Origin of the sequence: Aquirufa novilacunae (genome assembly GCF_045310505.1) — a bacterium.
In the GTDB taxonomy this organism is placed as follows: Bacteria; Bacteroidota; Bacteroidia; order Cytophagales; family Spirosomataceae; genus Aquirufa; species Aquirufa novilacunae.
Map to the genome: position 1 here is coordinate 575950 of NZ_JBEWZG010000003.1, position 25239 is coordinate 601188.

The following is a 25239-nucleotide window of genomic DNA, read 5'->3' on the forward strand; positions in this document are numbered from 1 at the left end:
AATTCATTTAATTTAAAATAGAGAACAAGATGGCGGGACATTCACATTTTTCCCCAGCAAACGTAGAGGAGCATTTTGAGTTCACCTCTGAAGGCAAAAAGAGAATTATTTATGCTTTCATCGCAGGCGTTGTTGCTTTAGTTATTGGTATTTACCTTTTATCTAAAGGAGAAGCAGGTGGTCACGAAGTAGCGGCAGCAGGTCATGAGGCAGCGAAGGCGGGACACGAAGCAGCTGCAGAACACCTTTCTGGTGGAGCAGTTTCTCACCAGCCGGATGCGGAAGAACACTACAATTGGATGAATCGCGTTTGGGCGAACGTTTGGTTGAATGCAGTCTTCTTTACAGGTATCGCTGTAGTAGGTATGTTCTTCGTTTCTTTACAATACTTAACGAAGTCAGGTTGGTCATCAGTAATGAAGCGTGTTCCTGAGGCTTTCCCTAAGTTCTTATACATCTCCTTACCTATCTTGATCTTAACATTCTTCTTCAAAGGAGATGTTATTTTCCACTGGATGCACCACGGTGTAACAGAAGTAGGAAATGCAAACTATGATAAAATCATTGCAGGTAAGTCTGGCTATTTGAACAAAAATTTCTTCTTGATTCGTTTAGTGGTATTTGGAGGATTATGGATCCTTCTTTGGAACATGTTACGCAAGAAATCATTAGAAGAGGATTTGAATGGCGGAACAGAATACTTCACGCAATTAGTTAAGATCGGTACCGCTTTCATCGTGATCTTCGGTGCCTCTAGCTCAATTTTTGCTTGGGATTGGGTGATGTCGATCGACACACACTGGTTCTCTACTATGTTCGGATGGTACATGTTTTCTTCATGGCACGTGACTACCTATGCTGTAATCGTATTAGCGATTTTATACTTAAAGGACAAAGGCTTAATGGGCTATGTAAATGAGAACCATTTACATGATTTAGGCAAGTTTATGTTCGCCTTCTCAATCTTCTGGACTTACGTATGGTTCGAGCAATTCTTATTAATCTACTATGCTAACTTACCGGAAGAAACCATCTATTTCTTAGAGCGCTGGGAAGGTTATGATAAATTGTATAAAAGTTCAGAAATTTTAATGGTAATTCTAAACTTCTTACTACCCTTCTTAGTTCTAATGACACGTGATGCGAAGAGAACACGTATCTTCTTAAAGATCGCTGCTTTCTTAATTATTGCTGGTCACTACATTGATTTCTACCAAATGATTATGCCAGGCGTTGTAGGTAAGCACGGTGGTTACGGCTTAGTAGAATTTGGAATGGTTACAGTCTTCGCTTCTGCTTTCATCTATGTGATCTCAGGAGAATTAACGAAAGCAAGTTTAGTGGCGAAAAACCACCCATTCTTGCCAGAAGCATTACACCACGATATTTAATTTTTGAACTTGTCTTAAAATAAAGAATATGTTTTACCTAATAGGTCTTTTATCCCTTATCTTCTTTGCTCTTGCAATTAATGTAATCAGCAAAAGCATTAAGTTAAATAAGTCTCTTGCTGCCTCTGATTATACAGATGAAGCATTAGATGGAAGTAACAACGCCAATGCCTACGGAATGATTATTTTCTGGGCTTTAGGAACAATTGCAGGAGTTTGGTCATTTATGGTGGCTAAGCCAGATTTCTTACCTGTGGCAGCTTCAGAACATGGTCTAAGAACTGATAGTATGTTTTGGGTTTCAATGGCGGTAGTAACCTTAGCATTCTTTTTCACGAATACTTTATTGTTATTCTTTGCTTTTAAATACCGTTATAACAAAGATAGAAAGGCAACTTTCTATCCAGTGAACCACAAACTAGAGTTGATCTGGACGGTTATTCCAGCGATCGTTATGGCGATCTTGGTATTTACGGGTTGGAGAACTTGGAGAGATATCACTTCTCAAGCACCTAGCGATGCGGTAGTGATCGAAATCACAGGTCACCAATTCGGTTGGTATGTACGTTACGCAGGTAACGATGATAACCAATTAGGTAATTACAATTACAAATTAATCGACGAGACGAATAACATCGGTATCGACTTTACAGATAAGAATTCATTTGATGATTTTACAGCAACTGAATTACACTTACCAAAAGGCAAGCCGGTATTATTGAAAATCCACGCTCAAGACGTATTACACTCCGTATATCTTCCTTTCCACCGTGTAAAAATGGACGCGGTACCAGGTATGCCTACGAAGTTTTGGTTTACACCAAACATGTCTACGGACGAGATGCGTGCGAAATTGGGTAAAAAAGACTTCAACTATAAGTTAAACTGTACGGAGATTTGTGGTCGCGGTCACTTCGGTATGGCGATTACGGTATTCGTAGATGAGCCAGAAGATTACGCTAAATGGTGCGCAGAGCAAAAGCCATTCTTAGCTACGAACCCAACGTACTTAGCTAAAGTTCCTGAGAATTTAAAAGCGAAAGCTTTAAAATATATTCCTGCAGAGCCAGTTGCCGTAGATAGCGCAGCTGCACCAGCAGATGAAGCCGTAAGTGTAAACTAATTTAACAACGAACAGAAGAAAATAAATTCATATGTCAACTGCAACAACACACGCTGAAGAAGTTCACACACATGCACATGATCATGAGCATGAGCACCATGAGCTAAATTTTTGGACGAAATATATCTTCTCTACTGATCACAAAACGATTGCTAAGCAATACTTGATTTCAGGTATTCTTTGGGCTTTCATTGGTGGATCATTATCGATCATCTTCCGTTTGCAATTAGGTTTCCCTGAAATGCAATTAGATTGGTTACGCCCTATCTTAGGGGAGTGGATTGACGAAGGTGGAAAATTAGATAAAGAGTTTTATTTAGCCCTTGTGACGATGCACGGTACCATCATGGTATTCTTTGTATTAACAGCGGGTCTATCAGGAACGTTCTCTAACTTCCTTATCCCTTTACAGATCGGAGCGAGAGATATGGCCTCAGGGTTCATTAACATGTTATCCTACTGGTTCTTCTTCCTTTCTTCTATGATCATGTTCGCTTCTCTATTCTTAGAGACGGGTCCTGCCTCTGGTGGATGGGTAATTTATCCTCCTTTATCTGCCTTGCCTCAAGCAATGCCAGGTTCTGGTTTAGGTATGACGATGTGGTTAACAGCGATGACCTTCTTTATCGTATCTTCATTAATGGGTGGTATTAACTACATCTGTACCGTAATTAACTTACGTACACGTGGTATGACTTTCACGAAGATGCCATTGACAATTTGGTCATTCTTCTTTACAGCGGTATTAGGTTTATTATCTTTCCCTGTATTATTATCAGCGGCATTATTGTTAATCTTTGACCGTTCATTCGGTACTTCATTCTACTTATCTGAGATCTATATCCAAGGTCAAGCATTACCTAACATGGGTGGTTCTCCGATCTTGTACCAACACTTATTCTGGTTCCTAGGTCACCCAGAGGTTTATATCGTATTGCTTCCTGCATTAGGTATGACATCTGAGATCATTGCAACCAACTCTCGCAAGCCTATCTTCGGATACCGTGCGATGATCGGTTCAATGATGGGTATCACCGTACTTGCCTTCATCGTGTGGGCTCACCACATGTTCGTAACGGGTATGAATCCATTCTTGGGATCTGTGTTCATGTTCTTAACCTTGATCATTGCGGTACCATCTGCGGTAAAAGCGTTTAACTACATTACAACGCTTTGGAAAGGTAATTTAATCTTTACTCCGGCGATGTTGTTCTCGATCGGTCTAGTATCTCTATTCATCTCGGGTGGTGTTACTGGTATCATCTTAGGTAACTCCGCTTTAGATATCAACTTACACGATACGTATTTCGTAGTAGCTCACTTCCACCTAGTAATGGGTGCGGCATCGTTCTTCGGATTGATGGCAGGTGTTTACCACTGGTTCCCTAAGATGTTCGGTCGTATGATGAACAAGACTTTAGGTTATATCCACTTCTGGTTTACATTCGTGGGTGTGTACATGGTATTCTTCCCAATGCACTACATCGGTATCGCAGGTTTCCCTCGTCGTTACTACTCATTTACAGCAGTAGGTAATGATGGAGCAGCAGCCTTCACAGATATGAATGCATTCATCTCAATTGCAGCGATCATTACCTTCTCTGCACAAGCGATCTTTGCTTGGAACTTCTTCTACTCGATCTTCAAAGGTAAGAGAGCTCCTCAAAATCCTTGGAACTCAACTACCCTAGAGTGGACGACTCCTATTGAGCCGGGTCACGGAAACTGGGAAGGAGAAATTCCAGCTGTATACCGTTGGCCATACGATTATTCTAAGCCAGGTTCAGATGTGGATTTCATCCCTCAAAACGTTCCATTCTCTGCAACTAAGAGCTCTAACCTTCCAGAGGAAGAGGCTGAAATTGCAAAAGAAAATGAAATCGAAGGTTTATTAGGCGCTCAAAACGAAAGTTATAACCGTTAATTAACCCTACCATTGAAAGATGCATCCGAATGAATATCATTTAGATGCATCTTTTTTTTACCCTAAAAATGGCCTTTAGAAAATTCGCAACCCTTTCACTCCTGAGCATTTACTTGCTTATCCTTGCTGGCGGAATCGTCCGTAGTACGGGGTCAGGAATGGGGTGTCCGGATTGGCCGAAGTGCTTTGGTAGATTCATCCCTCCTACCAAAGTATCCGAACTGCCTTTACACTACGAAGTTATCTACAAAGAGAAACTTCATGGGGAAGTGGAATTCAATGCCACTAAAACCTGGATTGAATATATCAATCGATTATTAGGAGCTTTAACTGGCCTCATCGTTCTAGCAACGACTCTCTTAGCCTACAAGGAAGGGAGAAAGGTTTTTTTACCCACTTTAGCCGCGCTCTTATTAGTCATAGCGAATGCCGTGCTAGGCAAATTTGTCGTTGATTCGTTCTTGCTTCCAGGTGTGGTAACTGCCCACATGCTATTGTCGATCGGGGTCATCTTTTTTTTAATCAAAGCCCTAAACAATCATTCTTCCTCAGCGGTTATTAATCTAGAGAATCGCCAGTGGATAGGTATTAACTTAGTCATTGTTTTAGTCCAAATTATCTTAGGCACCCAGGTGCGGGAGAATATGGATCATGTGATTCAGGCACTAGGTGAAAATGCAAAGGATCAATGGGTGGCACAATTAGATGTGATCTATATTGTACATCGTACCTTTTCTTGGGTGATTGTATTGAGCCATTTGCTACTATGGAACAAACTAAAAAATGCTCCTTTGCAGAGTTACCGCCATGGAATGATGGTACTCATTGGAATTTCCTTTTTTACCGGAATTCTGATGGCTTATTTCGCTTTACCATTAGGAAGCCAAGCGGTTCATTTATTAATTTCGTTGGTATTAATGGGCTGGCACATTAGCTCATGGATCCAAACAAAAAACGCCTAAATGTCGAACTTAAAACCTTATATCGCCCTCTTAAAATCGAGACTATCCATGACGGTAGCCTTCTCGGGGACGTTTGGGTATTTATTAGCGCCCATTGAGCACAAGCCATTGGGTATATTCTTAATCTCATTAGCTGGATTCGTATTAACCGGAGCTGCAAACATCGTGAATCAATTGAAAGAAATTGAACTCGATAAGTTGATGAAAAGAACGGCACAGCGTCCTTTACCGACGCAAACTCTAACGCCTGCACAAGCGAGAAACTATGGCTATGTGTTAGCAGTCATTGCCATCGGACTTTTAAGCTATTTTACGTGGAAAGCCGCCTTAGTAGGTTTGCTGTCTTATATTTTATACGGCTATGTTTATACTCCATTGAAGCGAGTAGGACCTATTTCCGTATTTGTAGGCGCCTTCCCAGGGGCCTTCCCTCCCATGATCGGTTGGGTAGCGGCGACAGGACATTTTGGCTGGGAGCCGGGTATTTTGTTTGCGATTCAATTTTTCTGGCAGTTCCCACACTTCTGGGCGATTGCTTGGGTGGCGGATGCGGATTACCGCAAGGCTGGATTCAAGATGTTACCAAATGATGGGAAGAAAGACATAAAGACTGCTTTCACCATCATGATCTATACGCTCTTTTTAGTGCCTTTGGGATTTGTGCCGTATTTACTGCACATCACCGGAATTCAATCAGCCATTATTACGGTGGTCGCGGGAATTCTATTTTTATGCCAAACCTTCTACCTCATGATGCGCCCCACAGACAAGGCCGCAAAATGGATGATGTTTGGTTCATTTTTCTATTTAATCATCATACAAATTGCCTTATTATTTGATAAAGTTTAAACCATGAACGCACAACAAAATGTAATCGAACCGGCAGAAACCCGTTCGGTCAATCCAAGAATTTTTACGATGTGGTTATTTATCGTATCCATCATCATGCTATTTGCCGCCTTTACCTCGGCATATTTAGTGAGAAAAGCGGAAGGAAACTGGGTGGAATTTGAGATGCCTAGTTTATTTAGCTACAGTACGGGTGTATTAATTTTGAGTAGTATTTCGATGCATTACTCACTTTTAGCTGCAAAAAAAGACCAATTTAATGCACTTCGAATGAGTATTTCTATTACTTTTGTGCTCGGATTACTCTTTTTAGTAATGCAATTTTACGGTTGGATCCAATTAGTGGAGATGAACGTTTATTTTGTTGGTAATCCATCTGGTTCTTTTGTGTATGTTTTATCCGGTTTGCACGGTTTACACCTTGTATCAGGCCTTATCGTTCTAATCTTTGCACTGGTGGCAGCTTTTAGATTGAAGATAAACGCAAAGCAATTGACTCAGATTAAGATTTGCGCCACGTATTGGCATTTTTTGGATGCTTTGTGGCTTTATTTATTTGTATTTTTATTGATTAACAATTAAGCTTTTACCTATGTCAGTAGCACACGCTGCCCCAGCGGTTCCAGAAAATTTAACATGGCAAGGTGGTTCTGAACCACTTAAGGCGAGTTATGGAAAATTGATGATGTGGTTCTTCCTTTTATCGGATACCTTTACATTCTCAGCCCTTTTGATCACGTACGGAATGATTCGTTTTAGCCAACCAGCTTGGGAAGGCGCTCCTCACGATTTCTATTTCTCTACAACTCACTGGCCTATTCCAGAAAAAGTTTTTGAAGCAGTACCGTTCTTACACGGTATGTCATTGCCTTTAGTATTCGTAGGTATCATGACGTTCATTTTGATCGCATCATCCGTAACGATGGTATTAGCCGTTGAAGCTGGACACCGTGGTGACCGTAAGGATGTGGAGAAGTGGATGCTTTGGACGATTGTAGGTGGTTTTACTTTCTTAGGTTCTCAAGCTTGGGAGTGGACGCACTTTATCCACGGACCAGAAGATTTATCTTTAGCGGCTAAGCAAATCATTGATGGCGTTAGCACGCCTATCGAAGGAGCGAACCTAGTTCGTAATCCATATGGACCTCCAGCTTTCGCTGACTTATTCTTCTTCATTACAGGTTTCCACGGAACACACGTATTCTCTGGAGTTATCTTGAACATCTTGATTTTCTTCAACGCAGCTACGGGTGTGTATGAGCGCAGAGGTCACTATGAAATGGTAGAGAAAGTAGGTTTATATTGGCACTTTGTCGATTTAGTTTGGGTATTCGTATTTACCTTCTTCTATTTAGTTTAATCTTTTAATTGATTTATATATGGCTTCGCACGCAGCACACGGAACCTCAGAAAAAGAAATTCCAGCTCCTAATACAGGCGCGATTTGGAAAACATTTTGGATATTATTGATCTTAACTGCCATTGAATTCGTGATTGCTTTCACGATGCCTGCTAACACCTTACGTGTAGCGATCTTCTGTGGTATGACTATCGTTAAAGCATTCTATATCGTAGGTGAATTCATGCACTTAAAGCATGAAGTTAAGTCCTTGATTTGGATGGTTTTAATTCCTACTATTTTCGTAGTTTGGTTATTAGTAGCCTTGATCTACGAAGGTGGACACTTATATTGATTTTAATTTCCTTCTTGGATAATGTATAAAAAGACAGGCATATTATTTCTCGTATTAATATTGCCTGTCTTTATTTATTTAGGGCTGAAGGCATTTGGGACTAATCATTTTAGCCTTCCTCGCTACATCCCAGCCATTGATTCGACTACGGGAGAAATCAAAATGGCGAAGCGACTGAATCCTCGCTGGAATGAATCAGAGATGGATACGGTCTTCCAAACTATCCCCGACTTCAGTTTAACAGATGAAAGTGGAAAAGTCTTTTCCGCGAAGAGCTTGCAAGGCAAAATCTATGTAACGAGTTTTTTCTTTACGCGTTGCGGAACCATTTGCCCGAAGATCACTTCACAATTAAGCAGAGTACAAGACACTTTTTTGGGTGATCCAGAGGTACAATTACTTTCTATCTCGGTAGATCCGAAATTCGATCAGCCGGAAAAATTAGCTCTGTATTCGAAACGCTTCGATGCGAATAAGGGGCAATGGCATTTTTTAACAGGGGAGAAAAAAATGATTTACCCTTTAGTTCTGAAAGGATTTCATGTTCCGCTAGCCGATGCCTCAGAATATGATGCCGCAATTAAGAATCCCGACGAAACATTTATCCACTCAGAGCGGTTAGTATTAGTAGACAAAGAGGGAATCATTCGTGGTTTCTACGACGGGACAGATAAAAAAGAAGTAGATAGATTACTGGTAGAGATAAAAGTCTTGAAAAATATTTATTCAACAGATGGAAGCAACTAAGAAAAACGATCAATTAATTAATGTGTTGTCGGTAGCGATTCCGGTGGCCGTGGCGGTTTTGATTGGTATTCAAACCAAAATCTCTTTAGGTGAATGGACGAAAGTATTACCTCATGTCATCGGCTTATTGAATTCAACGACTGCCTTGAGTTTAGTGATTGGGTTGATTGGCGTTAAAAGTGGAAACATCGGTTTACACCGCAAGGCGATGGGAGCTGCATTCGTGCAAGGTACTTTATTCTTGGTATTGTATATTCTTTACCACATTTCTAATCCCTCTACCCCTTTTGGTGGCGAAGGTTGGATCCGTCCGGTATATTATTTCTTATTGATTTCACACATCCTTCTTTCGATCGGTGTCGTTCGTTTGGTATTGAAAGCGATTTATTACGCATTAACAAATAACATCGTGGCGCACAAAGCCATCGTTAAATGGGCCTACCCTATCTGGTTATACGTATCCGTTTCTGGTGTGATTGTGTATCTTTTGATTTCGCCTTACTATGTATAAGAAAATCCTTCTTTTCGTGGTTTTACTTTTGTTAACACAGGTAGATGCGGTAGCGCAGTGTGCTATGTGCAGAACTACCGTGGAGAGTAGCATTTCTAATGGTCGTTCGAATATCGCGACTGGATTGAATACAGGAATTTTATATTTACTATCAGCGCCCTATTTAATCGTGGGAGCGATTGCTTTTTTATGGTTTCGCCAAAGCAAGCAAGAGCAGCAAGCCCGCCTAGCGAAGCTTCAACTGCGTCAAAAAGTTTCTCAACTTTTCAGTAAAAATCTAGATTAATCCCAAATCGGGTATTGTGTTAATTTGATGGCCTTCCCGAAGAAGATTTGGGTGGACTTTTCGAATGAATCCGTATAATCTGATACGTAGAATTGACGCGTGGATTCTTCTCCATCGTGCAACATATCTTCTGCAGAAAGAATTCGTTTGATTTCCTCCGCCACGATAATAGACGTGTCGATCACCGGAATGCTTCCTTTGTAGTAGGCGTCGATCTGTGCTTTGATCAGTGGATAGTGCGTACAGCCTAAAATCAATCCTTCGATTCCTTGCAGCGTAGGCTGTGCTAGGTATTCTTTAATGATGGTTTCAGAGATGGAGTTCGAGAAGAATCCTTCTTCGATCATGGGCGCTAATAAAGGAGTGGCCAAAGACTTTACCTCGATATGCTTTCCTAACGCTTCTGCCTTGTTCGCATAAATCCCCGAGTTTACCGTTTGCTTCGTCCCGATTAAACCGAGGGTTTTGTTTTCCCAGTTTTGGTCTAAATACGAAATGACCGGGTCGATGACATTCACGACTTTGGCCTTCGTACCTACATAAACCTTCACTAAATCATAGGCTGCCGCCGAAGCCGAGTTACACGCGATCAAAATCAACTTGCAATTCTTTTCTAAAAGAAGATTGCAAATCTTCACCGAATAAGCCTGAATCGCCGTCGCCGATTTATCCCCGTACGGCAAGTGCGCCGTATCGCCAAAATAGATAATATTCTCCTGCGGCATCAACTCCGTGATGGCATGCGCCAGAGTCAATCCGCCAATTCCACTATCAAAAATCCCGATGGGCGCTGAGTTAGGCATAGATTTAATTTCGACAAAGAACGGAATTTTGAAATTCTTTTCAAACTGACGCAACCATTTAGCACTTTGTGCCATCTTTGCATTCGAATAACGAAAATACCCTTTGAGTACACGTTTACCTGCCTTCCTTTCTGAAACTGAGCTAATTGAAGCCTGTCGAAAAAACAATCGACAAGCCCAACACGCCCTCTTTCAAAAAATGGCCGGAAAGATGCTCTCCGTGGTGAAACGATATATTACAAATACGTCAGAAGCAGAAGATACCTTAATGGAGGGTTTTGTGAAAGTATTCTCGAAACTAGACCAATACCAAGGCGGCGGAAGTTTCGAAGGCTGGATTCGAAAAATCATGGTAAACGAGGCCTTGATGTCAATTCGAAAGAACAAAGACCGTTACCCAGTCGATATCGATGCCGCCTTTGATGTGGCGCATCCGGATGAGACCTTGATGCAATTAGGCTTGCAAGAGATCGAGAACTTAATCTCCTCTCTGCCCACAGGCTACCGAACCATATTTAATTTATATGCCATCGAGGGCTATTCCCATGCGGAAATCGCCCAATTATTAGATATATCAGAAGGAACTTCGAAGTCGCAACTTTCGCGCGCCAGAGCCCTTCTTCAAAACCAACTAGCAGCTTTACAAATATGAAAGATTGGAATTCTGTAGAGGAAAAATGGAGAGAGCAACTCCAAAGCAAATCAGACGACATTCCCGAAGGATTGTGGTCTCGGATCGAAGAACGCCTAGAGGAAAAACCCGTGCGTCGCTTCCCTATCTATTGGGCGGCAGCCGCGATGCTATTAATCGCCTTAGGCCTAAGCTGGAACTGGAATACTACGCCAGAAGAAACGCGTGCGGTGGCTAGCGAAGTAACCACTGCGCCTGCCTTTTCTGAAACTCCGCTCAGCCAGGGCGTACCAGAATCGACTGAAACAATCGCATCGAGCCCTATTTCGACTGTATCCGTTTCGTCTACAGCCGATGAGCAAGAATCGGTGCTACTATCGGAACCTGTCGTAATCGAGGAGATCAAACACAAAGAAGAGGTCGCAGCTGTTCAACCCTTTATTGAAAGCAAAACCGAGCCAGAGGAAATCGTGACCGTACGATTGGATATCGATCCTATACAAGAGGAAGAGAGACCGGTGGCCAAGAGACGTAAAAGATCTCTTTTTGGCAAAATCGTAGGTGAAATACGACAAGCTCTCGACGGGGAACCGGTGAACTGGCAACGTTTAAAAGAAGGGAATCCTGCCTTTGAAAATAATATCCACAACGTAGCAAACACCTACGTGAAAACAGAAGAAAACCTAAAACGCACATTACAAATCCAATAATTATATGAAAAAGTTCATCGCCATTATCTGCCTAGTAGTAAGTGTATTCAACCTTTCTGCAAAAGAGAGACAAGATTCACTGATATTAAAAATTGACAAACGAAACCAAACCTTGATCGGGGGGAAAGATTCGAAAAGGACCTTAAAAGAGGAATTAGAAAGTGCCTTCGAGAAAAAAGGTCTCGTGTTAACGGACAGCCTTTGGCAAAATATCAGACAAGCCATTAAAACAGATTCGGATGGAGATAGTAGTCTTTCTGTGCGGATTGGGAATAGTTCTGTGAAGATTGGGATACACAAGTCGCCGCTACGCGGCTCAGTAACTAGTCAAGAGTCGCTAGTCACTAGTCAAGAGTCTTGGAAAAATTCTGGCAAAAAAGAAGAGGTACGCATCGGATTAGACGGGGTGCATGTGAAAGACGGCAACGAAGAGACGCACGTGACTTGGGATGGCGTGTACCACCGTGAAGGGAAAGAAGTAACAAAAGTGATTTGGGGAAAAGATACGACGAAAGTAAAACGCCCTAATTTATATAGCAGACGAGGTTTAGATTTCAATTTAGGTCTAAATACATTGGTGGGTGGCGAACCTGAAATAGCCGTTGCCTATCCAGGAGCTCCAGCTTACATTCCTAATTTCACCTTGGACCCTTTAGGATCCCGCTATGCAAGCCTAGGCATTTCACGTTTTGTGACACTATCAGAGGGTAAGAAATCGGCCTTCCGATTGGGTTATGGCTTAGAAATCGATTGGTATAACTTCCGCTTTGACCATAACCGCATTGCAACAAAAGGCCCCAATGGAGTACTATTCAATACCATTACTTCTTCCACAGGGAAAGAGATTGTGATGAGCAAAAACAAGATGAGTGTATCTTATATAACCTTGCCTATTATGCCGCATTTCTCGTTTGATAAAAAATCAGCCGTTCAAATGGTTGCCATCGGAGGTTACGTATCCTATCGCATTGATACATGGACAAAAGCTGTCGAAGAAGAAAGTGGAAACTTGCGCAAAGAGACGACGAATTTATATGTAAATCCTTTCCGCTATGGTCTGCGTGCAGAATTTGCCTTGCGTCACTTCCCGGATTTATTCTTCAGCTACGACTTAAGTCCGCTGTTTGAATCAGGTAAGAGCCAAGAAATGCGCGGATTAGCCTTTGGAATCCGATTATTGTAAAAATTTATTGGAAATTTTTCACAGATGTGTTTGCGGAAATGAAAAAATGAGCTACTTTTGCGAACTATTTCAGTGGAACGTTACACTGAAAGCACAAATGAAGGGGATATACCAGAGCGGCCAAATGGGGCAGACTGTAAATCTGCTGGTGAATGCCTACGGTGGTTCGAATCCATCTGTCCCCACCATTTTTTTTACCTTGAATCCTTTTTACAGGAGGATTCAGCAAGCGGGAGTAGCTCATTTGGTAGAGCGATAGCCTTCCAAGCTATAGGTGGCGGGTTCGAGCCCCGTCTCCCGCTCGAAACGAAAAATGTTGCTAAGGGAGAAATCCCTCTTAGCGATATTTTTGTTTTTAGTTAATCGAAAGAGATTAACGAGAGGCCGCAAGGTTATGCCTTTGTAGCTCAGTGGTAGAGCACTTCCTTGGTAAGGAAGAGGTCGGCAGTTCAATCCTGCTCAAAGGCTCTACGATAAAGCGAGGCCCATTGAACGAGTAACATTTGAAACTTTTTATAATAAATTAAAAACTAAATAATCATGGCAAAAGAGAATTTTGACCGAAGTAAACCCCACGTTAACATTGGTACGATTGGCCACGTTGACCACGGTAAAACAACCTTGACAGCTGCTATCACTAAAGTTCTTTCTGAAAAAGGTCTTGCTGAGAAAAAAGATTTCTCTTCCATTGACTCTGCTCCAGAAGAAAAAGAACGTGGTATCACGATCAACACTGCGCACGTAGAGTACGCAACAGCTAACCGTCACTACGCACACGTTGACTGCCCAGGTCACGCCGATTACGTAAAGAACATGGTTACTGGTGCTGCACAAATGGACGGTGCTATCTTAGTAGTTGCTGCTACAGATGGTCCAATGCCACAAACTCGTGAGCACATCCTTTTGGCTCGCCAAGTAGGTGTACCTCAATTGGTAGTTTTCATGAACAAAGTGGACATGGTAGACGATCCAGAATTATTAGAATTAGTTGAAATGGAGATCCGTGAGCTTCTTTCATTCTACGAATTCGATGGCGATAACATTCCAGTAATCCAAGGATCTGCATTAGGTGGATTGAACGGAGATGGTAAGTGGGTAGCTACAATCGAAGCGTTAATGGATGCAGTAGATTCTTGGATTCCACTTCCTAAGCGTGATGTTGATAAGGCATTCTTGATGCCAGTTGAAGACGTATTCTCGATCACAGGTCGTGGTACTGTAGCAACAGGTAAAATCGAGACTGGTGTTATTAACTCAGGTGAAGCAGTTGATATCTTAGGTATGGGAGCTGAAAACTTGAAATCAGTAGTAACTGGTGTTGAGATGTTCCGTAAGATCTTAGATCGTGGTGAAGCTGGTGATAACGTAGGTTTATTGTTACGTGGTATTGAGAAAACTGATATCCGTCGTGGTATGGTTATCTGTAAGCCAGGTTCAGTGAAGCCTCACACTAAATTCAAAGCTGAGGTTTATATCTTGTCAAAAGAAGAAGGTGGACGTCACACTCCATTCTTTAACAAATACCGTCCACAATTCTACTTCCGTACGACAGACGTAACAGGTGAAATTACTTTACCTGCAGGAGTTGAAATGTGTATGCCTGGTGATAACTTAACAATTGATGTTACGTTATTGAACGCAGTAGCTATGGACAAAGGTTTACGTTTCGCGATTCGTGAAGGTGGCCGTACAGTAGGTGCTGGTCAGGTAACTGAAATCTTAGACTAATTTTTATTAGCCTATACGGAAAAGAGCGGTCAGTGACCGCTCTTTTTTTTTGTACCTTGCTGACCTAAAATAATCCAACCTATGAAAAAAATACTCTTATTGCTTCTCTTGTGCAGCTTTGCTGTTTCAGCACAAGAATATTATGAAATCAGAACTTACCAGATGAAGTTCAAAGGGAACACAGCTCTATTAGAATCCTACCTTTCGAAAGCCTTAATTCCGGCCCTTAATTCCTATGGTGTTTCCAAAGTAGGTGTATTCAAAGATTACGGAAAACCAGAACCGGGCATCGTTGTGGTGGCTATTCCATTCCCATCGCTAGCTTCTTTTGCTGGTTACAAAGACGCTTTAGAGAAAAACGCTACCTACCAGGAAGCGGCTAAAGCCTATTTTGAAAACGTAGGTTTAGATAAGCCGATGTTCGAAAAGATCTCTACATATCTTGCCAAAGGCTTTGCAGGACATCCTTCCTTGAAATTGCCGGTCATGAATCCAGGCCGTATCTACGAATGGAGAACGTATGAGGCATATAATGAAGATGCCCTAAAGCGAAAAATTGCAATGTTTAACGACGAGGAATTGAAGATTTTTGACATGGTGGGATTACACAATGTGTTCTTCGGAGAAGTACTAGCCGGCGAAAATACGCCCTGCTTAAGCTACATGGTTTCTTTCGAAAACATGGCAGAACGCGATGCGAACTGGGCAAAATTTCAAGCAAATCCAGATTGGAAACGTATCTCATCCGATGCAAAATACGCGAACAGCCACTCTAGAACGGTACGTAAATTCTTAGAACCTACGAGCTATTCTCAGTGGTAATCAAACAATAATGTGAAGGGGATTTGTTAATTGTTAAAATTTGGCTAAATTTGCAATCCTTTCTACGGGCATAGTATAATGGTAGTATGCAGGTCTCCAAAACCTTTGGTCAGGGTTCGAATCCTTGTGCCCGTGCTAAGTAAATTAAATACCGATATCGGTTAAATTATGAGCAAATCAACATCATTGATCAAAGAATCATGGACTGAGGTAACTGAAAACGTTACATGGCCTGCATTCTCTGACTTACAGTCGAGTTCTGTGTTAGTTTTGGTGGCTTCTTTAATCTTCGCTCTTTTAGTAGGAGCCGTTGATTTAGTCTTCAAATCTGGTTTGGATTTATTTTACACTTCATTTTAATCAATAGGTTACAACCATGGCAGAGACTAAATGGTATGTGTTGAGAGCAATCTCAGGACAGGAAAAGAAGGTAAAGACCTATATGGAGAACGAATTAGCGCGTCAAGGCGTGTTAGATTCTGTTCCTCAGATTTTAATTCCTACCGAAAAGATTTACGAAATCCGTAAAGGCAAAAAGGTGATTCGCGAGAAAAACTTATTCCCAGGATATATCTTGGTAGAAGCTGACTTAGCCGGTGAGGTAAGTCACATCTTAACATCCACACCAGGCGTTATTGGTTTCTTGCAAGCAAATAACGAAGAGGTAGAAGTAACGAAAGTAGAAGGCGGCAAGGTGAAGAAAACGAAAGTAATCGTTAAGAAACCTGTACCTATCAACCAAGCGGAAGTAAATCGCATCTTAGGTAAAGTAGATGAGTCTGCTGCGGTAGAAGAATTTGCTTCAGTTACCTTTATTAAAGGTGAGACGGTTCGCGTCATCGATGGCCCGTTTGCCACTTTCGAAGGTACGGTTGAAGAGATTCACGAAAACACGAAGAAATTATCCGTTATGGTTAAGATCTTTGGACGTAACACTCCTTTAGAATTAAACTACGCTCAAGTAGAAAAATAAATATCGCTCCTTCGAGCAGCTTGAAAAGTCCTGAACAAAAATTCAGGACTTTTTTTTGCGTAAGTATTTGTATTTAAGAATAAAAGCCCTAATTTTGCAGTCCGTTTAAAAAGCGGCAATCTCTGTTTTGAAAATTTCAAGAGGGGATTGGGCCGGAACGTCATTGTTACGCGGAAAGGTCACCCGGAGGGGAATCAGATAAGGAAGCTTCCACCCTTATTGGCAGATAAACCTCTAAATTCACTAAATAAACGATGTTTTAACATGGCAAAAGAAATAGCTGGCTACGTAAAGCTTCAATGCAAAGGTGGCCAAGCCAATCCTTCACCACCCATCGGTCCTGCCTTAGGTTCGAAAGGATTAAATATCATGGAGTTCTGTAAGCAATTCAATGCAAGAACTCAAGATAAGAACGGCGTAGTATTGCCGGTCCTAATTACTTATTACGCAGACAAATCGTTTGATTTCGTTGTAAAAACACCTCCTGCACCGATCTTGTTATTGGAAGCAGCGAAGGTTAAATCTGGTTCAGCTCAACCTAACTTGAAAAAGGTAGGTTCAGTAACTTGGGATCAAGTACGCGTTATTGCGGAAACTAAGATGCCGGATTTAAACTGTTTTACAGTTGAAGCAGCAATGAGTATGATTGCTGGAACGGCTCGATCAATGGGAATTACTGTTTCTGGTGATAAACCGTTCTGATTTAACCATCAGAAATAAACATTTTAATTAAAAGGTAATGGCAAAACTTACGAAGAAAATAAAGGAAGCCCTTTCAAAATACGATGCAACGCAAGCGTATTCGCTTGAAAAAGCAGCGGAGATTTTGAAAGAAATTTCTTATACAAAATTCGATGCCTCAGTGGATATTGATGTTCGCTTAGGAGTAGATCCCCGCAAAGCAGACCAAATGGTTCGTGGCGTGGTTGCCCTACCTCACGGAACCGGGAAAGATGTACGAGTATTAGTACTTTGTACACCCGATAAAGCAGAGGAGGCAAAAGCAGCCGGTGCTGATCACGTAGGATTAGATGATTACATTGCAAAAATCGAGAGCGGTTGGACCGATATCGACGTAATCATTACTATGCCGACTGTGATGGCAAAATTAGGCCGTTTGGGACGTGTTTTAGGACCTCGCGGTCTGATGCCTAATCCAAAGTCAGGTACTGTAACTTTGGAAGTAGGAAAAGCAGTAAACGAAGTAAAAGCTGGTAAAATTGACTTTAAAGTTGATAAAACTGGTATCATCCATACCTCTATTGGTAAGGTGAGCTTTGGAGCTGATAAAATTGTAGATAACGCTTTAGAAGTAATCAACACGTTGATTAAGTTAAAGCCGTCATCTGCGAAAGGAACTTATGTTAAATCGATCAACTTATCTTCAACGATGTCTCCGGGTATCATTATTGATAAGGGAACTGTAGCTGGATTGTAATCATGACAAGAGAAGAAAAAAATCAGATTATTGATGAGTTGAGCGAAAAGTTCGCGGCAACTCCGTACTTCTACATTGCAAGTACAGCCGGTTTAACTGTAGCCGAAGCTAATCAATTCCGTAGCCTTTGCTTTCAGAGAGGTGTTGAATACAAAATATTCAAGAATACGTTAATCTCTAAGGCATTAGCTAAGACTGGAACGGATTATTCCTCTTTAGATGCAGAAGTTTTGACAGGCATGTCAGGTATCATTTTCGCAACTGAAAATGCTAAAGTACCTGCAAAATTGATCAAAGACTTCCGTAAAGAAGCTGGAAAAGATAAAATTGCATTCAAGGCTGCGTCTATCGAAGGTGGTTTATACATTGGCGAAGGTCAATTAACAGCACTAGAGAACATCAAGTCTAAGAACGAGATGATTGGCGAAGTTATTGGCTTATTACAATCGCCTGCTAAAAATGTTGTTTCAGCATTATTAAGCAGCGAGAAGAAATTAGCTGGTATCGTGAAGACTTTGTCTGAGCGCCCTGAGTAATTATTACCACGTTTTACCGGAGTGGAAACTCCATCAAATTATTAATTCTTAACAATTAAATTTTCAAAAAATGGCAGATTTAAAAGCGTTCGCTGAACAATTAGTGAACTTAACTGTAAAAGAAGTAAATGAATTAGCTACTATCCTTAAGGATGAGTATGGTATCGAACCAGCTGCTGCTGGTGCTGTTATGGTTGCAGGTCCTGCAGCAGGTGGCGGTGCTGAAGGTGGTGATGCTGCTGCAGAGAAGACATCTTTTGATGTAATCTTAAAGGCTGCTGGTCCTAACAAATTAGCTATCGTTAAATTAGTGAAAGACTTAACTGGTTTAGGTTTGAAAGAAGCTAAGGATGTAGTTGATGCTGCTCCAAAGGCTGTTAAAGAAGGTGTATCTAAAGACGAAGCTGAAGGTTTGAAGAAATCTTTAGAAGAAGCTGGTGCTGAAGTTGAATTGAAGTAATTCATCCTTACCTATCTTACGAAAAAAGGGAATGGCAACATTCCCTTTTTTTTGTTTAAACCCGTATCTTTGTCCCCTCATTTTCCCTTTATTATATGCACAATCTGATCAAAATGCTTCCGGATTCCATCGCAAATCAAATTGCGGCGGGCGAGGTAGTGCAGCGACCAGCCTCTGTGGTGAAAGAATTAATGGAAAATTCGATTGATGCGGGAGCAAGTTTTGTCCAATTAATCGTCAAAGAAGCAGGCAAAGTGAGTATTCAGGTCATCGACGATGGCAAAGGAATGTCTCCTCAGGACGCGATCATGTGTTTTGAACGCCATGCTACTTCGAAGATTAGTAAGGCCGAGGATTTGTTTGCGATTCGCACGATGGGATTCCGAGGTGAAGCCTTAGCTTCGATTGCCTCCGTTGCGCAGGTCGAATTAAAGACCAAGCGGGAGGAGGATGAATTAGGTAGTTTATTGCGCATGGAAGCCTCCGTGTTGAAAGAGAATGAACAAGTGGCCGCACCTAAAGGCACGTCGATCTTAGTCAAAAACCTCTTTTACAACATCCCCGCACGTCGCAATTTCTTGAAATCCAATCCGGTGGAAATGCGCCATATTTTGGACGAATTCCAACGCATTGCGCTAGCCAATCCGGAGATCAAGTTTTCACTCATCCAAAACGAGCAAGAAACCTATTCCCTACCCGTAGAGAAATTAGGGAAGCGGATTGTGGATTTGTTTGGCAAAAGCTACCGGGAACAATTAGCGGCTTGTGAGGAAAACACGAACTACGTCAGCATTAAAGGCTATGTAGGCCGCCCAGAATATGCGAAAAAGACCAGAGGGGAGCAATTCTTCTTTGTGAATAATCGCTTTATCAAGAGTTCGTATTTGCACCACGCGGTGATGAGCGCTTACGAGCGCTTAGTGCCGGAGGGGACCTTCCCTTTTTATGTGTTGTTCTTAACGATTGATCCAGCCCACATTGATATCAATGTGCATCCGACGAAGACTGAGATCAAGTTTGATGACGAGCGATCCATCTATGCCATTTTGCAAGCGGCGATTCGCAAGACACTTAGCTTGAACCATTTGATTCCTTCGCTCGATTTTGATGCGAATGTGAATTTTAGAAATCCCGGTGGAGCTCCGGCATCTACGGGTTCGATTTCTTCGTTTTCAGGAACGAATTCGCCACGACCTATTCAAGATGCATGGAAGAAGTTATACGAAGGCTTAAATGATAATATTGAGGCTTTTGAGAGGCAAACGGTTGCAGATCCAGCGGCAAACTTGTTTACTGAGTCTGCCACAACGATTCAAAGCAAAGCGAATAATTGGAATTCGGAGAGTTCAGTCCATTCGAATTTCCAGGTCATTCAAATTCTAAATACCTATTTAGTTGTGACTCTCTCCGGCGGAATGCTCTTAATCGATCAGAAAAAGGCTTACCAGCGCATTTTATTCGATCAATTCTCTGAGAATTTAGTCAAGAAGAATGGGGTGTCGCAACAACTGTTGTTCCCTAAGATTTTACGCATTAATCCAGCTGATGCCGTTTTAGTGGAAGAAATTCTGGGAGACATCACCGATTTAGGTTTTGGCTTAACGAAGGATGCAGAGGAAAAGTATTGGATTCAAGGTGTTCCTGCAGGGATAGGCGAGGAAGATGGCCAAAATTTATTAGAAGGAATATTAGAGCAAGTGAAGAATGAGGCGTCGGATTTAGGCCAAAACCATTCCGAAAAAATCGCCCGCATTTTAGCAAACCGGGCCGCTATGCGTTACCAAGCGAAGAAATTACAATCAGAGGAGATGTCAGCCTTAGTCGAACAATTATTCGCTAGCACGAATCCTACCTATTCTCCTAATGGAGAAATCATCAGTCGACAATTCAACGGCAGTGATATCAGTCAATTAATTGGCTAATTCTTTTGCTCGATCTTTGGCGGCAATAATTCCTTTCTGCAAGCCTTCCGCTACCGCACTTTCCTGGAAAGTCTTCAAGGCTGCTTCAGTCGTTCCTCCTTTAGAGGCTACAGCCTGAATCAATTCATCCAAAGTCTTATCACTCGTTTGCATCAAATGATAGGATCCTAGCATCGTTTGCTTGACTAATAAAGAGGCCATAGCAGGCTCAAAACCCATCTTCACCCCCGCATCAATCATCGCCTTAATTAGGTAAAAGAAATAAGCTGGACCACTCCCACTTAAACCTGTCACCGCATCTAATAAACTCTCCTCTTCTAAAAATACCGCACGCCCCGTTGAATTAATCAGGTTCTCCACTTTCCGAATATCGGACATGCCTACAGCAGAAGCAGCCGCAAAAGCCGTCATCCCCATCCCTAGAAGAGCCGGAGTATTAGGCATCGCACGAACCACTAAATCATGGGATAAACTAGCTTGAATATTCGCGATAGGAATACCTGCCATAATGGAAAGTACGATTTGATTCGGCTGAATGAACCGAGCAAGTTCTGCAGAAACGGAAGGATAATCCTGTGGTTTAACAGAAAGAATGATCAAATCGGCCGTGGCAACCTTTTCTGAAATCGTGTCTACCACAATTCCAGCCTTTTGCTCTTGCAAAATGTCCCCACGCTCTTTGTTTTTCTCGATGAGAATAAGCTCTTCCTTGGCAACTAAATTGTATTGAATAAAGGAATTAGCGAAGGCCATTCCCATGTTTCCACAACCAATAATGGCTATTTTCATCTTATTTATCTTTAAATAGTTGTGCTAAATACTGGTCCAAAGCCGCCCCTCTAAGTCCTTTTGCCAAAATACGTCCCTCTTTATCTAAAAGAAACGTCTGTGGAATGGAATTAACTTGATAAGCCTGCGCACCAGCTGAGCTCCAATATTTCAAATCTGATACATGTTTCCAAACCAATTGGTCTTTCTCGATGGCCTTCAACCAGGCCTCCCGATCTTGGTCTAAACTCACCCCATAAATCTCAAATCCCTTGTCTTTATAGGCGGCATAGGTTTTTACTACGTTCGGGTTCTCCCGGCGGCATGGACCACACCAACTAGCCCAAAAATCAATCAACACATATTTTCCTCGCAAAGAACTCAAGGCTAAATTAGGCCCCTCAGGGGTCGCCAAATTAATTTCAGGAGCCATAGCTCCCTCATTTACTCCTTGCAGTCGCTGCAGATTAGCCACGAATTGTTTCACCTGTGGATGATTCGGTCTCGCCTTGGCTAATCGATTGGCAATATCTTCTAGCGAAGCCATCTCCTTTTCGGCTGGCAAAAAATTAGTCGCCCAAAGGGCCACTAAATGGCTTCCCATTTGCGGAATCAACTCCTTAATCTTAGCCGTACTAGTAGCTTGAGCTTGCGTAAACTCTGCTTGAATTCTTTTTTCTTGCTTCGGATCGACTTGGATTTCTTGGTTCCACTTGCGGACTTTCTTCTCCATCTCTTTCGAAATAGCCATCAATTCCAGCATAAATTTCACATTCGGATAATCCCCCTTTAGTGTGAAATTGCTTTTCCCTTCCTCGTCATTTACTCCATCAGCTTCTACATCGATCGTCTCGCCACCCTCGAGAATGACCAACACTTTTTGGGGCTTAGGTGTATCAAAGAAATTCACTAGATAGAAAGCCCCCTGATCTTTCACTTGCCCTTTGAAGCTTACCTTTTGCTGAGCAGAAGGCGTTGCAGAGTCGACTTTAATGACTTTGCCTTGTTCATTTACATATTCCAAGTAGATTTTTTTCCCTGGGATAAGCGTTTTCGCCTGCACCCGAAGCTCAAAATTTTGAGCCTGTAAGGCAGTCGCAAACAACAGCAGGTATCCAAGTAGTTTCATCTAAGCTTTGGCTAATTCTTCTGATACCATTTGATTCACTTTTTTCGGATCCGCCGTTCCTCTCGATTTCTTCATCACCTCTCCGATAAACAACGCCACTAAACCCTTCTTCCCTTTTTGGTATTCCTTCACCTTATCTGGGTAGGCTGCAATTGCCTCCTGAACCCAGGTAAGCAATTCGTCCCCTGATTGCGCATCCAACCATCCCTGCTCTTCCACCAGTTTCATCGGAGACTTCGCTGGGTTTTCGATGGACAAAGGAAACAATTGATGTGCCGCTAAATTATGAGTCAACGTTCCCTTTTCCACCAATTCAATAATTTCTGCTAGGTGTTTAGGACTCAATTCAAAATCCGTAATCGATTGATTATTCTCGTTTAAATGAGATTTAACAGGCCCCATTAACCAATTTGAAATAGATTTATAGGCCTTCGTATACGTCGTAACTTCTTCAAAGTAAACCGCCATTTCACGCGTATCCGATAAGAAATGGGCATCATACGTAGGTAGGCCAAAATCCTTCACCAGCTTTTGTTCCTGTTCCCAAGGCAAAAGGGGCATCGTCGCTTTTATTTCTTGTAACCAAGATGCTGATATCTCCAAAGGCGCTAAATCAGGCTCTGGGAAATAACGATAATCATTCATCGTCTCTTTCACCCGCATCGAATGTGTTATCCCGGTATGCGCATCAAACGTCCGTGTCTCTTGAATTAAGGATCCGCCTTCATTCAACACCTTCGTTTGGCGAACAATCTCGTGTTCAATCGCCCGCTGAATATTACGCAGCGAGTTCATATTCTTAATCTCCACCTTCGTACCTAAGGTCGTCGTCCCAACCGGCCGAATAGATACATTCACATCAGCACGCAAGGAACCCTCTTCCATGTTTCCATCACAAATTCCCAGGTAACGTACTAATTTGCGCACTTCTGAAACGAGTGCAAACGCCTCTTCTGACGAGTGTATAGTAGGCTCGGTCACCATCTCAATTAAGGGAGTGCCGGCCCGATTATAGTCTAAAAAGCTAAAAGGATTATCACCCTCATGTAAGGACTTCCCTGCATCTTCCTCTAAGTGAATATGGTGAAATTCCATCTTTTTGTCACCCTCTTTCAAGTGAACAACTATGGATCCTCCGATACAAATAGGGGTTTTATCTTGAGTGATTTGGTAGCCCTTTGGAAGATCAGGATAAAAATAATTTTTTCTATCAAAATACTGCTTAGGTGCAATTTTCGAACCTAATGCCAAACCCATTTTAATCGCATACTCCACCACTTTTTTATTCAACTTAGGCAAAGTGCCCGGGTGCCCTAAGGAAATAGGGGAGATTAAGGTATTTGCTTCTTGGCCAAAAAGCACAGGATCGCTCGCGAATATCTTCGAATTCGTTTGCAATTGTGCATGAATTTCAAGGCCAATAACGGGTTGGTAAGTAATGCTCACTGATAGAATTTTATAATCTGGATAGACTATAAAGATACGAAATTCCCTCGTTTATAGATATAAGCTAACTGATTTTGCAGGTACAAGCCGTCTTATGCTTGTAATTATACCAATAGGCTAAGGTGATAAATACCCCCAGGGATAACCCAAATACCCATTCGATGGATTTCAAACCGACCAAAGTATCCACTAACTTGATAAATACACCAATTCCCAAAAAATACAAAGGCATCGGCTTGCGGTGTTTTCGATAGTCCTGCCAAAGCAACAATAAAGCCATCCCAAAACTAACCACTACTAATATCCATTCAACTGTTACACTAAAGGCGAAAGAACTCGCTAAATAAGGTGCAACAAAAAGGATAATGGGTAGCGCTAAGCAATGAATAGCACACAAAAGCGAAAGAAAGACTCCCACTTTTTCGGCTGGCAATAAATGTTTGTATTTTTTATTAGACATTTATCTAACTATTTAATCACTACAGGAAAACTTATATCCAAATCGGTACTGCCTGCCTCTTCATCTCCTGTTTTAACCACCTTCCCGTTTAATGGAGGCTGGTGTTTTAGGAGCACTTGTAATTTACCAGAGCCTGGAAAATATTGCGTCTTCGCCTTAACTTTCAAACCCACAGGTAACGCATTCTTATCCGTATCCGTAATCTGCATCGCTAATAAGGATATCGGATTCGGACGATACACGAATAAATGCACATCGCTTTCCTCTATAATGTCTTCTGTAATATCTTCCAAAGCACCTTTCGACTCATCTCCAATCTTAATCTCTACCGTGTAATCGGTATTCTTAGCTAGTTTAAGTGTATCAAACGCCTCAGGCGCTGTACGACTATCACCATCAATATCCCGAAACTTAAAGGACTTAGACACATTAGCACCATCCGTAAAGATTAGCTCAACGGTAGTAATTAGCTCATTATCATCCGTAGGCTCAATTTCAGCCTCCTTTTTACAAGAAAGAAGTACGACGAAAGAAAGGAATAAAAAGATCTGTTTCATTAGTTTTTGCAATAGTGTTGCAAATATAGTAAAAAAAAGGGAAAGTCGCTAGTCACTAGTCGCTAGTCACTAGTCGCTAGTCACTAGTCGCTAGTCGCTAGTCTACTCTATACTCTCTACTCTAATTCCGACTAAGTCACGAAGTGATGACTAAGCCGCATAGCGGCGACTAGCGACTGTTGACTT

29 protein-coding genes and 4 tRNA genes are annotated in these 25239 nt (G+C 41.8%); 27 read left to right on the forward strand and 6 right to left on the reverse strand.

The window, feature by feature from the left end; translation table 11 throughout:
- Nucleotides 1–29: 29 nt before the first annotated feature.
- From V7S74_RS10755 to V7S74_RS10805, 11 genes are all read left to right on the forward strand, one after another.
- Nucleotides 30–1391: a quinol:cytochrome C oxidoreductase gene (locus tag V7S74_RS10755; RefSeq protein ID WP_406778763.1), complete on the forward strand. Its 1362-nt coding sequence runs from the start codon at nt 30–32 to the stop codon at nt 1389–1391.
- 28 nt (nt 1392–1419) lie between these two features.
- Nucleotides 1420–2514 (forward strand): cytochrome c oxidase subunit II, encoded by a 1095-nt coding sequence (locus V7S74_RS10760; protein ID WP_406778764.1) that lies wholly within the window; start codon nt 1420–1422, stop codon nt 2512–2514.
- A 31-nt stretch (nt 2515–2545) separates the two neighbouring features.
- On the forward strand, nt 2546–4438 hold the full coding sequence (locus tag V7S74_RS10765) for a cytochrome c oxidase subunit I (RefSeq protein WP_406778765.1): 1893 nt from the start codon (nt 2546–2548) through the stop codon (nt 4436–4438).
- 68 nt (nt 4439–4506) lie between these two features.
- On the forward strand, nt 4507–5400 hold the full coding sequence (locus tag V7S74_RS10770; protein WP_406778766.1) for a COX15/CtaA family protein: 894 nt from the start codon (nt 4507–4509) through the stop codon (nt 5398–5400).
- Nucleotides 5401–6249 carry a heme o synthase gene (cyoE, locus tag V7S74_RS10775; protein ID WP_406778767.1) on the forward strand — a complete coding sequence of 283 codons (849 nt, stop codon included), beginning with the start codon at nt 5401–5403 and terminating at the stop codon, nt 6247–6249.
- A 3-nt stretch (nt 6250–6252) separates the two neighbouring features.
- Nucleotides 6253–6831, forward strand: coding sequence for a cytochrome c oxidase subunit 3 (locus V7S74_RS10780; protein ID WP_406778768.1), 579 nt, complete (start codon nt 6253–6255; stop codon nt 6829–6831).
- Nucleotides 6832–6841: 10 nt separating this feature from the next.
- Nucleotides 6842–7609: a cytochrome c oxidase subunit 3 gene (locus V7S74_RS10785; RefSeq protein WP_406778769.1), complete on the forward strand. Its 768-nt coding sequence runs from the start codon at nt 6842–6844 to the stop codon at nt 7607–7609.
- 19 nt (nt 7610–7628) lie between these two features.
- Nucleotides 7629–7943: a cytochrome C oxidase subunit IV family protein gene (locus tag V7S74_RS10790; protein WP_406778770.1), complete on the forward strand. Its 315-nt coding sequence runs from the start codon at nt 7629–7631 to the stop codon at nt 7941–7943.
- A 21-nt stretch (nt 7944–7964) separates the two neighbouring features.
- Nucleotides 7965–8690 (forward strand): SCO family protein, encoded by a 726-nt coding sequence (locus V7S74_RS10795; protein ID WP_406778771.1) that lies wholly within the window; start codon nt 7965–7967, stop codon nt 8688–8690.
- Entirely contained in the window at nt 8677–9201 is a 525-nt protein-coding gene (locus V7S74_RS10800; RefSeq protein WP_406778772.1) for a DUF420 domain-containing protein, read from the forward strand. Before V7S74_RS10795 ends, V7S74_RS10800 begins: the two co-directional genes overlap by 14 nt.
- On the forward strand, nt 9194–9487 hold the full coding sequence (locus V7S74_RS10805; protein WP_406778773.1) for a hypothetical protein: 294 nt from the start codon (nt 9194–9196) through the stop codon (nt 9485–9487). Before V7S74_RS10800 ends, V7S74_RS10805 begins: the two co-directional genes overlap by 8 nt.
- On the opposite strand, the gene murI is transcribed toward V7S74_RS10805, so the two are convergent.
- Nucleotides 9484–10290, reverse strand: coding sequence for a glutamate racemase (gene murI / locus V7S74_RS10810; RefSeq protein ID WP_406778792.1), 807 nt, complete (start codon nt 10288–10290; stop codon nt 9484–9486). The genes V7S74_RS10805 and murI overlap by 4 nt on opposite strands.
- Before the next feature lie 103 nt (nt 10291–10393).
- Here murI and V7S74_RS10815 point away from each other — a divergent pair, with 103 nt between their 5' ends.
- The 16 genes from V7S74_RS10815 (at nt 10394) to mutL (ending at nt 20693) form a co-directional block, all read left to right on the forward strand.
- Nucleotides 10394–10942: an RNA polymerase sigma factor gene (locus V7S74_RS10815; protein WP_406778774.1), complete on the forward strand. Its 549-nt coding sequence runs from the start codon at nt 10394–10396 to the stop codon at nt 10940–10942.
- Complete coding sequence (locus tag V7S74_RS10820; RefSeq protein ID WP_406778775.1) at nt 10939–11631, forward strand: hypothetical protein; 693 nt, start codon at nt 10939–10941, stop codon at nt 11629–11631. Before V7S74_RS10815 ends, V7S74_RS10820 begins: the two co-directional genes overlap by 4 nt.
- 4 nt (nt 11632–11635) lie before the next feature.
- A complete protein-coding gene (locus V7S74_RS10825; protein WP_406778776.1) occupies nt 11636–12814 on the forward strand; it encodes an outer membrane beta-barrel protein in 1179 nt (392 codons plus the stop codon).
- 102 nt (nt 12815–12916) lie between these two features.
- A tRNA-Tyr gene (locus V7S74_RS10830) sits at nt 12917–13002 on the forward strand.
- A 41-nt stretch (nt 13003–13043) separates the two neighbouring features.
- Nucleotides 13044–13116 (forward strand) — tRNA-Gly (locus V7S74_RS10835).
- A gap of 94 nt (nt 13117–13210) precedes the next feature.
- Nucleotides 13211–13282, forward strand: a tRNA-Thr gene (locus tag V7S74_RS10840).
- Between the two features lie 72 nt (nt 13283–13354).
- Entirely contained in the window at nt 13355–14542 is a 1188-nt protein-coding gene (gene tuf / locus V7S74_RS10845) for an elongation factor Tu (RefSeq protein WP_406778777.1), read from the forward strand.
- An 81-nt stretch (nt 14543–14623) separates the two neighbouring features.
- Nucleotides 14624–15364, forward strand: coding sequence for an NIPSNAP family protein (locus tag V7S74_RS10850; protein WP_406778778.1), 741 nt, complete (start codon nt 14624–14626; stop codon nt 15362–15364).
- A gap of 64 nt (nt 15365–15428) precedes the next feature.
- Nucleotides 15429–15499: transfer RNA gene (locus V7S74_RS10855), tRNA-Trp, on the forward strand.
- 33 nt (nt 15500–15532) lie between these two features.
- The gene (gene secE, locus V7S74_RS10860) at nt 15533–15724 is read left to right on the forward strand and encodes a preprotein translocase subunit SecE (protein ID WP_130894756.1); all 192 of its coding nucleotides are present in this window, start codon (nt 15533–15535) and stop codon (nt 15722–15724) included.
- A gap of 16 nt (nt 15725–15740) precedes the next feature.
- Nucleotides 15741–16337: a transcription termination/antitermination protein NusG gene (gene nusG, locus V7S74_RS10865; RefSeq protein ID WP_406778779.1), complete on the forward strand. Its 597-nt coding sequence runs from the start codon at nt 15741–15743 to the stop codon at nt 16335–16337.
- Nucleotides 16338–16601: 264 nt separating this feature from the next.
- Nucleotides 16602–17039 carry a 50S ribosomal protein L11 gene (gene rplK / locus V7S74_RS10870; RefSeq protein ID WP_130894754.1) on the forward strand — a complete coding sequence of 146 codons (438 nt, stop codon included), beginning with the start codon at nt 16602–16604 and terminating at the stop codon, nt 17037–17039.
- Nucleotides 17040–17076: 37 nt separating this feature from the next.
- Entirely contained in the window at nt 17077–17775 is a 699-nt protein-coding gene (gene rplA, locus V7S74_RS10875; protein ID WP_130894753.1) for a 50S ribosomal protein L1, read from the forward strand.
- A gap of 2 nt (nt 17776–17777) precedes the next feature.
- Nucleotides 17778–18311 (forward strand): 50S ribosomal protein L10, encoded by a 534-nt coding sequence (gene rplJ, locus V7S74_RS10880; protein WP_406778780.1) that lies wholly within the window; start codon nt 17778–17780, stop codon nt 18309–18311.
- A gap of 70 nt (nt 18312–18381) precedes the next feature.
- Complete coding sequence (gene rplL, locus V7S74_RS10885) at nt 18382–18771, forward strand: 50S ribosomal protein L7/L12 (RefSeq protein WP_406778781.1); 390 nt, start codon at nt 18382–18384, stop codon at nt 18769–18771.
- 95 nt (nt 18772–18866) lie between these two features.
- Nucleotides 18867–20693: a DNA mismatch repair endonuclease MutL gene (gene mutL / locus V7S74_RS10890; RefSeq protein ID WP_406778782.1), complete on the forward strand. Its 1827-nt coding sequence runs from the start codon at nt 18867–18869 to the stop codon at nt 20691–20693.
- Here mutL and proC read toward each other — a convergent pair.
- The 5 genes from proC to V7S74_RS10915 form a co-directional block, all read right to left on the reverse strand.
- Nucleotides 20682–21482: a pyrroline-5-carboxylate reductase gene (gene proC / locus V7S74_RS10895; protein ID WP_406778783.1), complete on the reverse strand. Its 801-nt coding sequence runs from the start codon at nt 21480–21482 to the stop codon at nt 20682–20684. The two genes, mutL and proC, sit on opposite strands and share 12 nt — an antisense overlap.
- 1 nt (nt 21483) lies before the next feature.
- A complete protein-coding gene (locus tag V7S74_RS10900) occupies nt 21484–22590 on the reverse strand; it encodes a TlpA family protein disulfide reductase (RefSeq protein WP_406778784.1) in 1107 nt (368 codons plus the stop codon).
- Nucleotides 22591–24036 carry an Asp-tRNA(Asn)/Glu-tRNA(Gln) amidotransferase subunit GatB gene (gatB, locus tag V7S74_RS10905; protein WP_406778785.1) on the reverse strand — a complete coding sequence of 482 codons (1446 nt, stop codon included), beginning with the start codon at nt 24034–24036 and terminating at the stop codon, nt 22591–22593.
- A gap of 64 nt (nt 24037–24100) precedes the next feature.
- Nucleotides 24101–24496 carry a MerC domain-containing protein gene (locus tag V7S74_RS10910; protein WP_406778786.1) on the reverse strand — a complete coding sequence of 132 codons (396 nt, stop codon included), beginning with the start codon at nt 24494–24496 and terminating at the stop codon, nt 24101–24103.
- An 8-nt stretch (nt 24497–24504) separates the two neighbouring features.
- On the reverse strand, nt 24505–25053 hold the full coding sequence (locus V7S74_RS10915) for a hypothetical protein (RefSeq protein ID WP_406778787.1): 549 nt from the start codon (nt 25051–25053) through the stop codon (nt 24505–24507).
- Nucleotides 25054–25239 lie beyond the last annotated feature (186 nt).

Excerpts from the sequence above, each read along its gene's own strand:
- V7S74_RS10755 (WP_406778763.1), top strand. The coding sequence starts at position 30 with ATGGCGGGACATTCACATTTTTCCCCAGCAAACGTAGAGGAGCATTTT.
- V7S74_RS10760 (WP_406778764.1), top strand. The coding sequence starts at position 1,420 with ATGTTTTACCTAATAGGTCTTTTATCCCTTATCTTCTTTGCTCTTGCA.
- V7S74_RS10765 (WP_406778765.1), top strand. The coding sequence starts at position 2,546 with ATGTCAACTGCAACAACACACGCTGAAGAAGTTCACACACATGCACAT.
- V7S74_RS10770 (WP_406778766.1), top strand. The coding sequence starts at position 4,507 with ATGGCCTTTAGAAAATTCGCAACCCTTTCACTCCTGAGCATTTACTTG.
- cyoE (WP_406778767.1), top strand. The coding sequence starts at position 5,401 with ATGTCGAACTTAAAACCTTATATCGCCCTCTTAAAATCGAGACTATCC.
- V7S74_RS10780 (WP_406778768.1), top strand. The coding sequence starts at position 6,253 with ATGAACGCACAACAAAATGTAATCGAACCGGCAGAAACCCGTTCGGTC.
- V7S74_RS10785 (WP_406778769.1), top strand. The coding sequence starts at position 6,842 with ATGTCAGTAGCACACGCTGCCCCAGCGGTTCCAGAAAATTTAACATGG.
- V7S74_RS10790 (WP_406778770.1), top strand. The coding sequence starts at position 7,629 with ATGGCTTCGCACGCAGCACACGGAACCTCAGAAAAAGAAATTCCAGCT.
- V7S74_RS10795 (WP_406778771.1), top strand. The coding sequence starts at position 7,965 with ATGTATAAAAAGACAGGCATATTATTTCTCGTATTAATATTGCCTGTC.
- V7S74_RS10800 (WP_406778772.1), top strand. The coding sequence starts at position 8,677 with ATGGAAGCAACTAAGAAAAACGATCAATTAATTAATGTGTTGTCGGTA.
- V7S74_RS10805 (WP_406778773.1), top strand. The coding sequence starts at position 9,194 with ATGTATAAGAAAATCCTTCTTTTCGTGGTTTTACTTTTGTTAACACAG.
- murI (WP_406778792.1), bottom strand. The coding sequence starts at position 10,290 with ATGCCTAACTCAGCGCCCATCGGGATTTTTGATAGTGGAATTGGCGGA.
- V7S74_RS10820 (WP_406778775.1), top strand. The coding sequence starts at position 10,939 with ATGAAAGATTGGAATTCTGTAGAGGAAAAATGGAGAGAGCAACTCCAA.
- V7S74_RS10825 (WP_406778776.1), top strand. The coding sequence starts at position 11,636 with ATGAAAAAGTTCATCGCCATTATCTGCCTAGTAGTAAGTGTATTCAAC.
- tuf (WP_406778777.1), top strand. The coding sequence starts at position 13,355 with ATGGCAAAAGAGAATTTTGACCGAAGTAAACCCCACGTTAACATTGGT.
- V7S74_RS10850 (WP_406778778.1), top strand. The coding sequence starts at position 14,624 with ATGAAAAAAATACTCTTATTGCTTCTCTTGTGCAGCTTTGCTGTTTCA.
- secE (WP_130894756.1), top strand. The coding sequence starts at position 15,533 with ATGAGCAAATCAACATCATTGATCAAAGAATCATGGACTGAGGTAACT.
- nusG (WP_406778779.1), top strand. The coding sequence starts at position 15,741 with ATGGCAGAGACTAAATGGTATGTGTTGAGAGCAATCTCAGGACAGGAA.
- rplK (WP_130894754.1), top strand. The coding sequence starts at position 16,602 with ATGGCAAAAGAAATAGCTGGCTACGTAAAGCTTCAATGCAAAGGTGGC.
- rplA (WP_130894753.1), top strand. The coding sequence starts at position 17,077 with ATGGCAAAACTTACGAAGAAAATAAAGGAAGCCCTTTCAAAATACGAT.
- rplJ (WP_406778780.1), top strand. The coding sequence starts at position 17,778 with ATGACAAGAGAAGAAAAAAATCAGATTATTGATGAGTTGAGCGAAAAG.
- rplL (WP_406778781.1), top strand. The coding sequence starts at position 18,382 with ATGGCAGATTTAAAAGCGTTCGCTGAACAATTAGTGAACTTAACTGTA.
- mutL (WP_406778782.1), top strand. The coding sequence starts at position 18,867 with ATGCACAATCTGATCAAAATGCTTCCGGATTCCATCGCAAATCAAATT.
- proC (WP_406778783.1), bottom strand. The coding sequence starts at position 21,482 with ATGAAAATAGCCATTATTGGTTGTGGAAACATGGGAATGGCCTTCGCT.
- V7S74_RS10900 (WP_406778784.1), bottom strand. The coding sequence starts at position 22,590 with ATGAAACTACTTGGATACCTGCTGTTGTTTGCGACTGCCTTACAGGCT.
- V7S74_RS10910 (WP_406778786.1), bottom strand. The coding sequence starts at position 24,496 with ATGTCTAATAAAAAATACAAACATTTATTGCCAGCCGAAAAAGTGGGA.
- V7S74_RS10915 (WP_406778787.1), bottom strand. The coding sequence starts at position 25,053 with ATGAAACAGATCTTTTTATTCCTTTCTTTCGTCGTACTTCTTTCTTGT.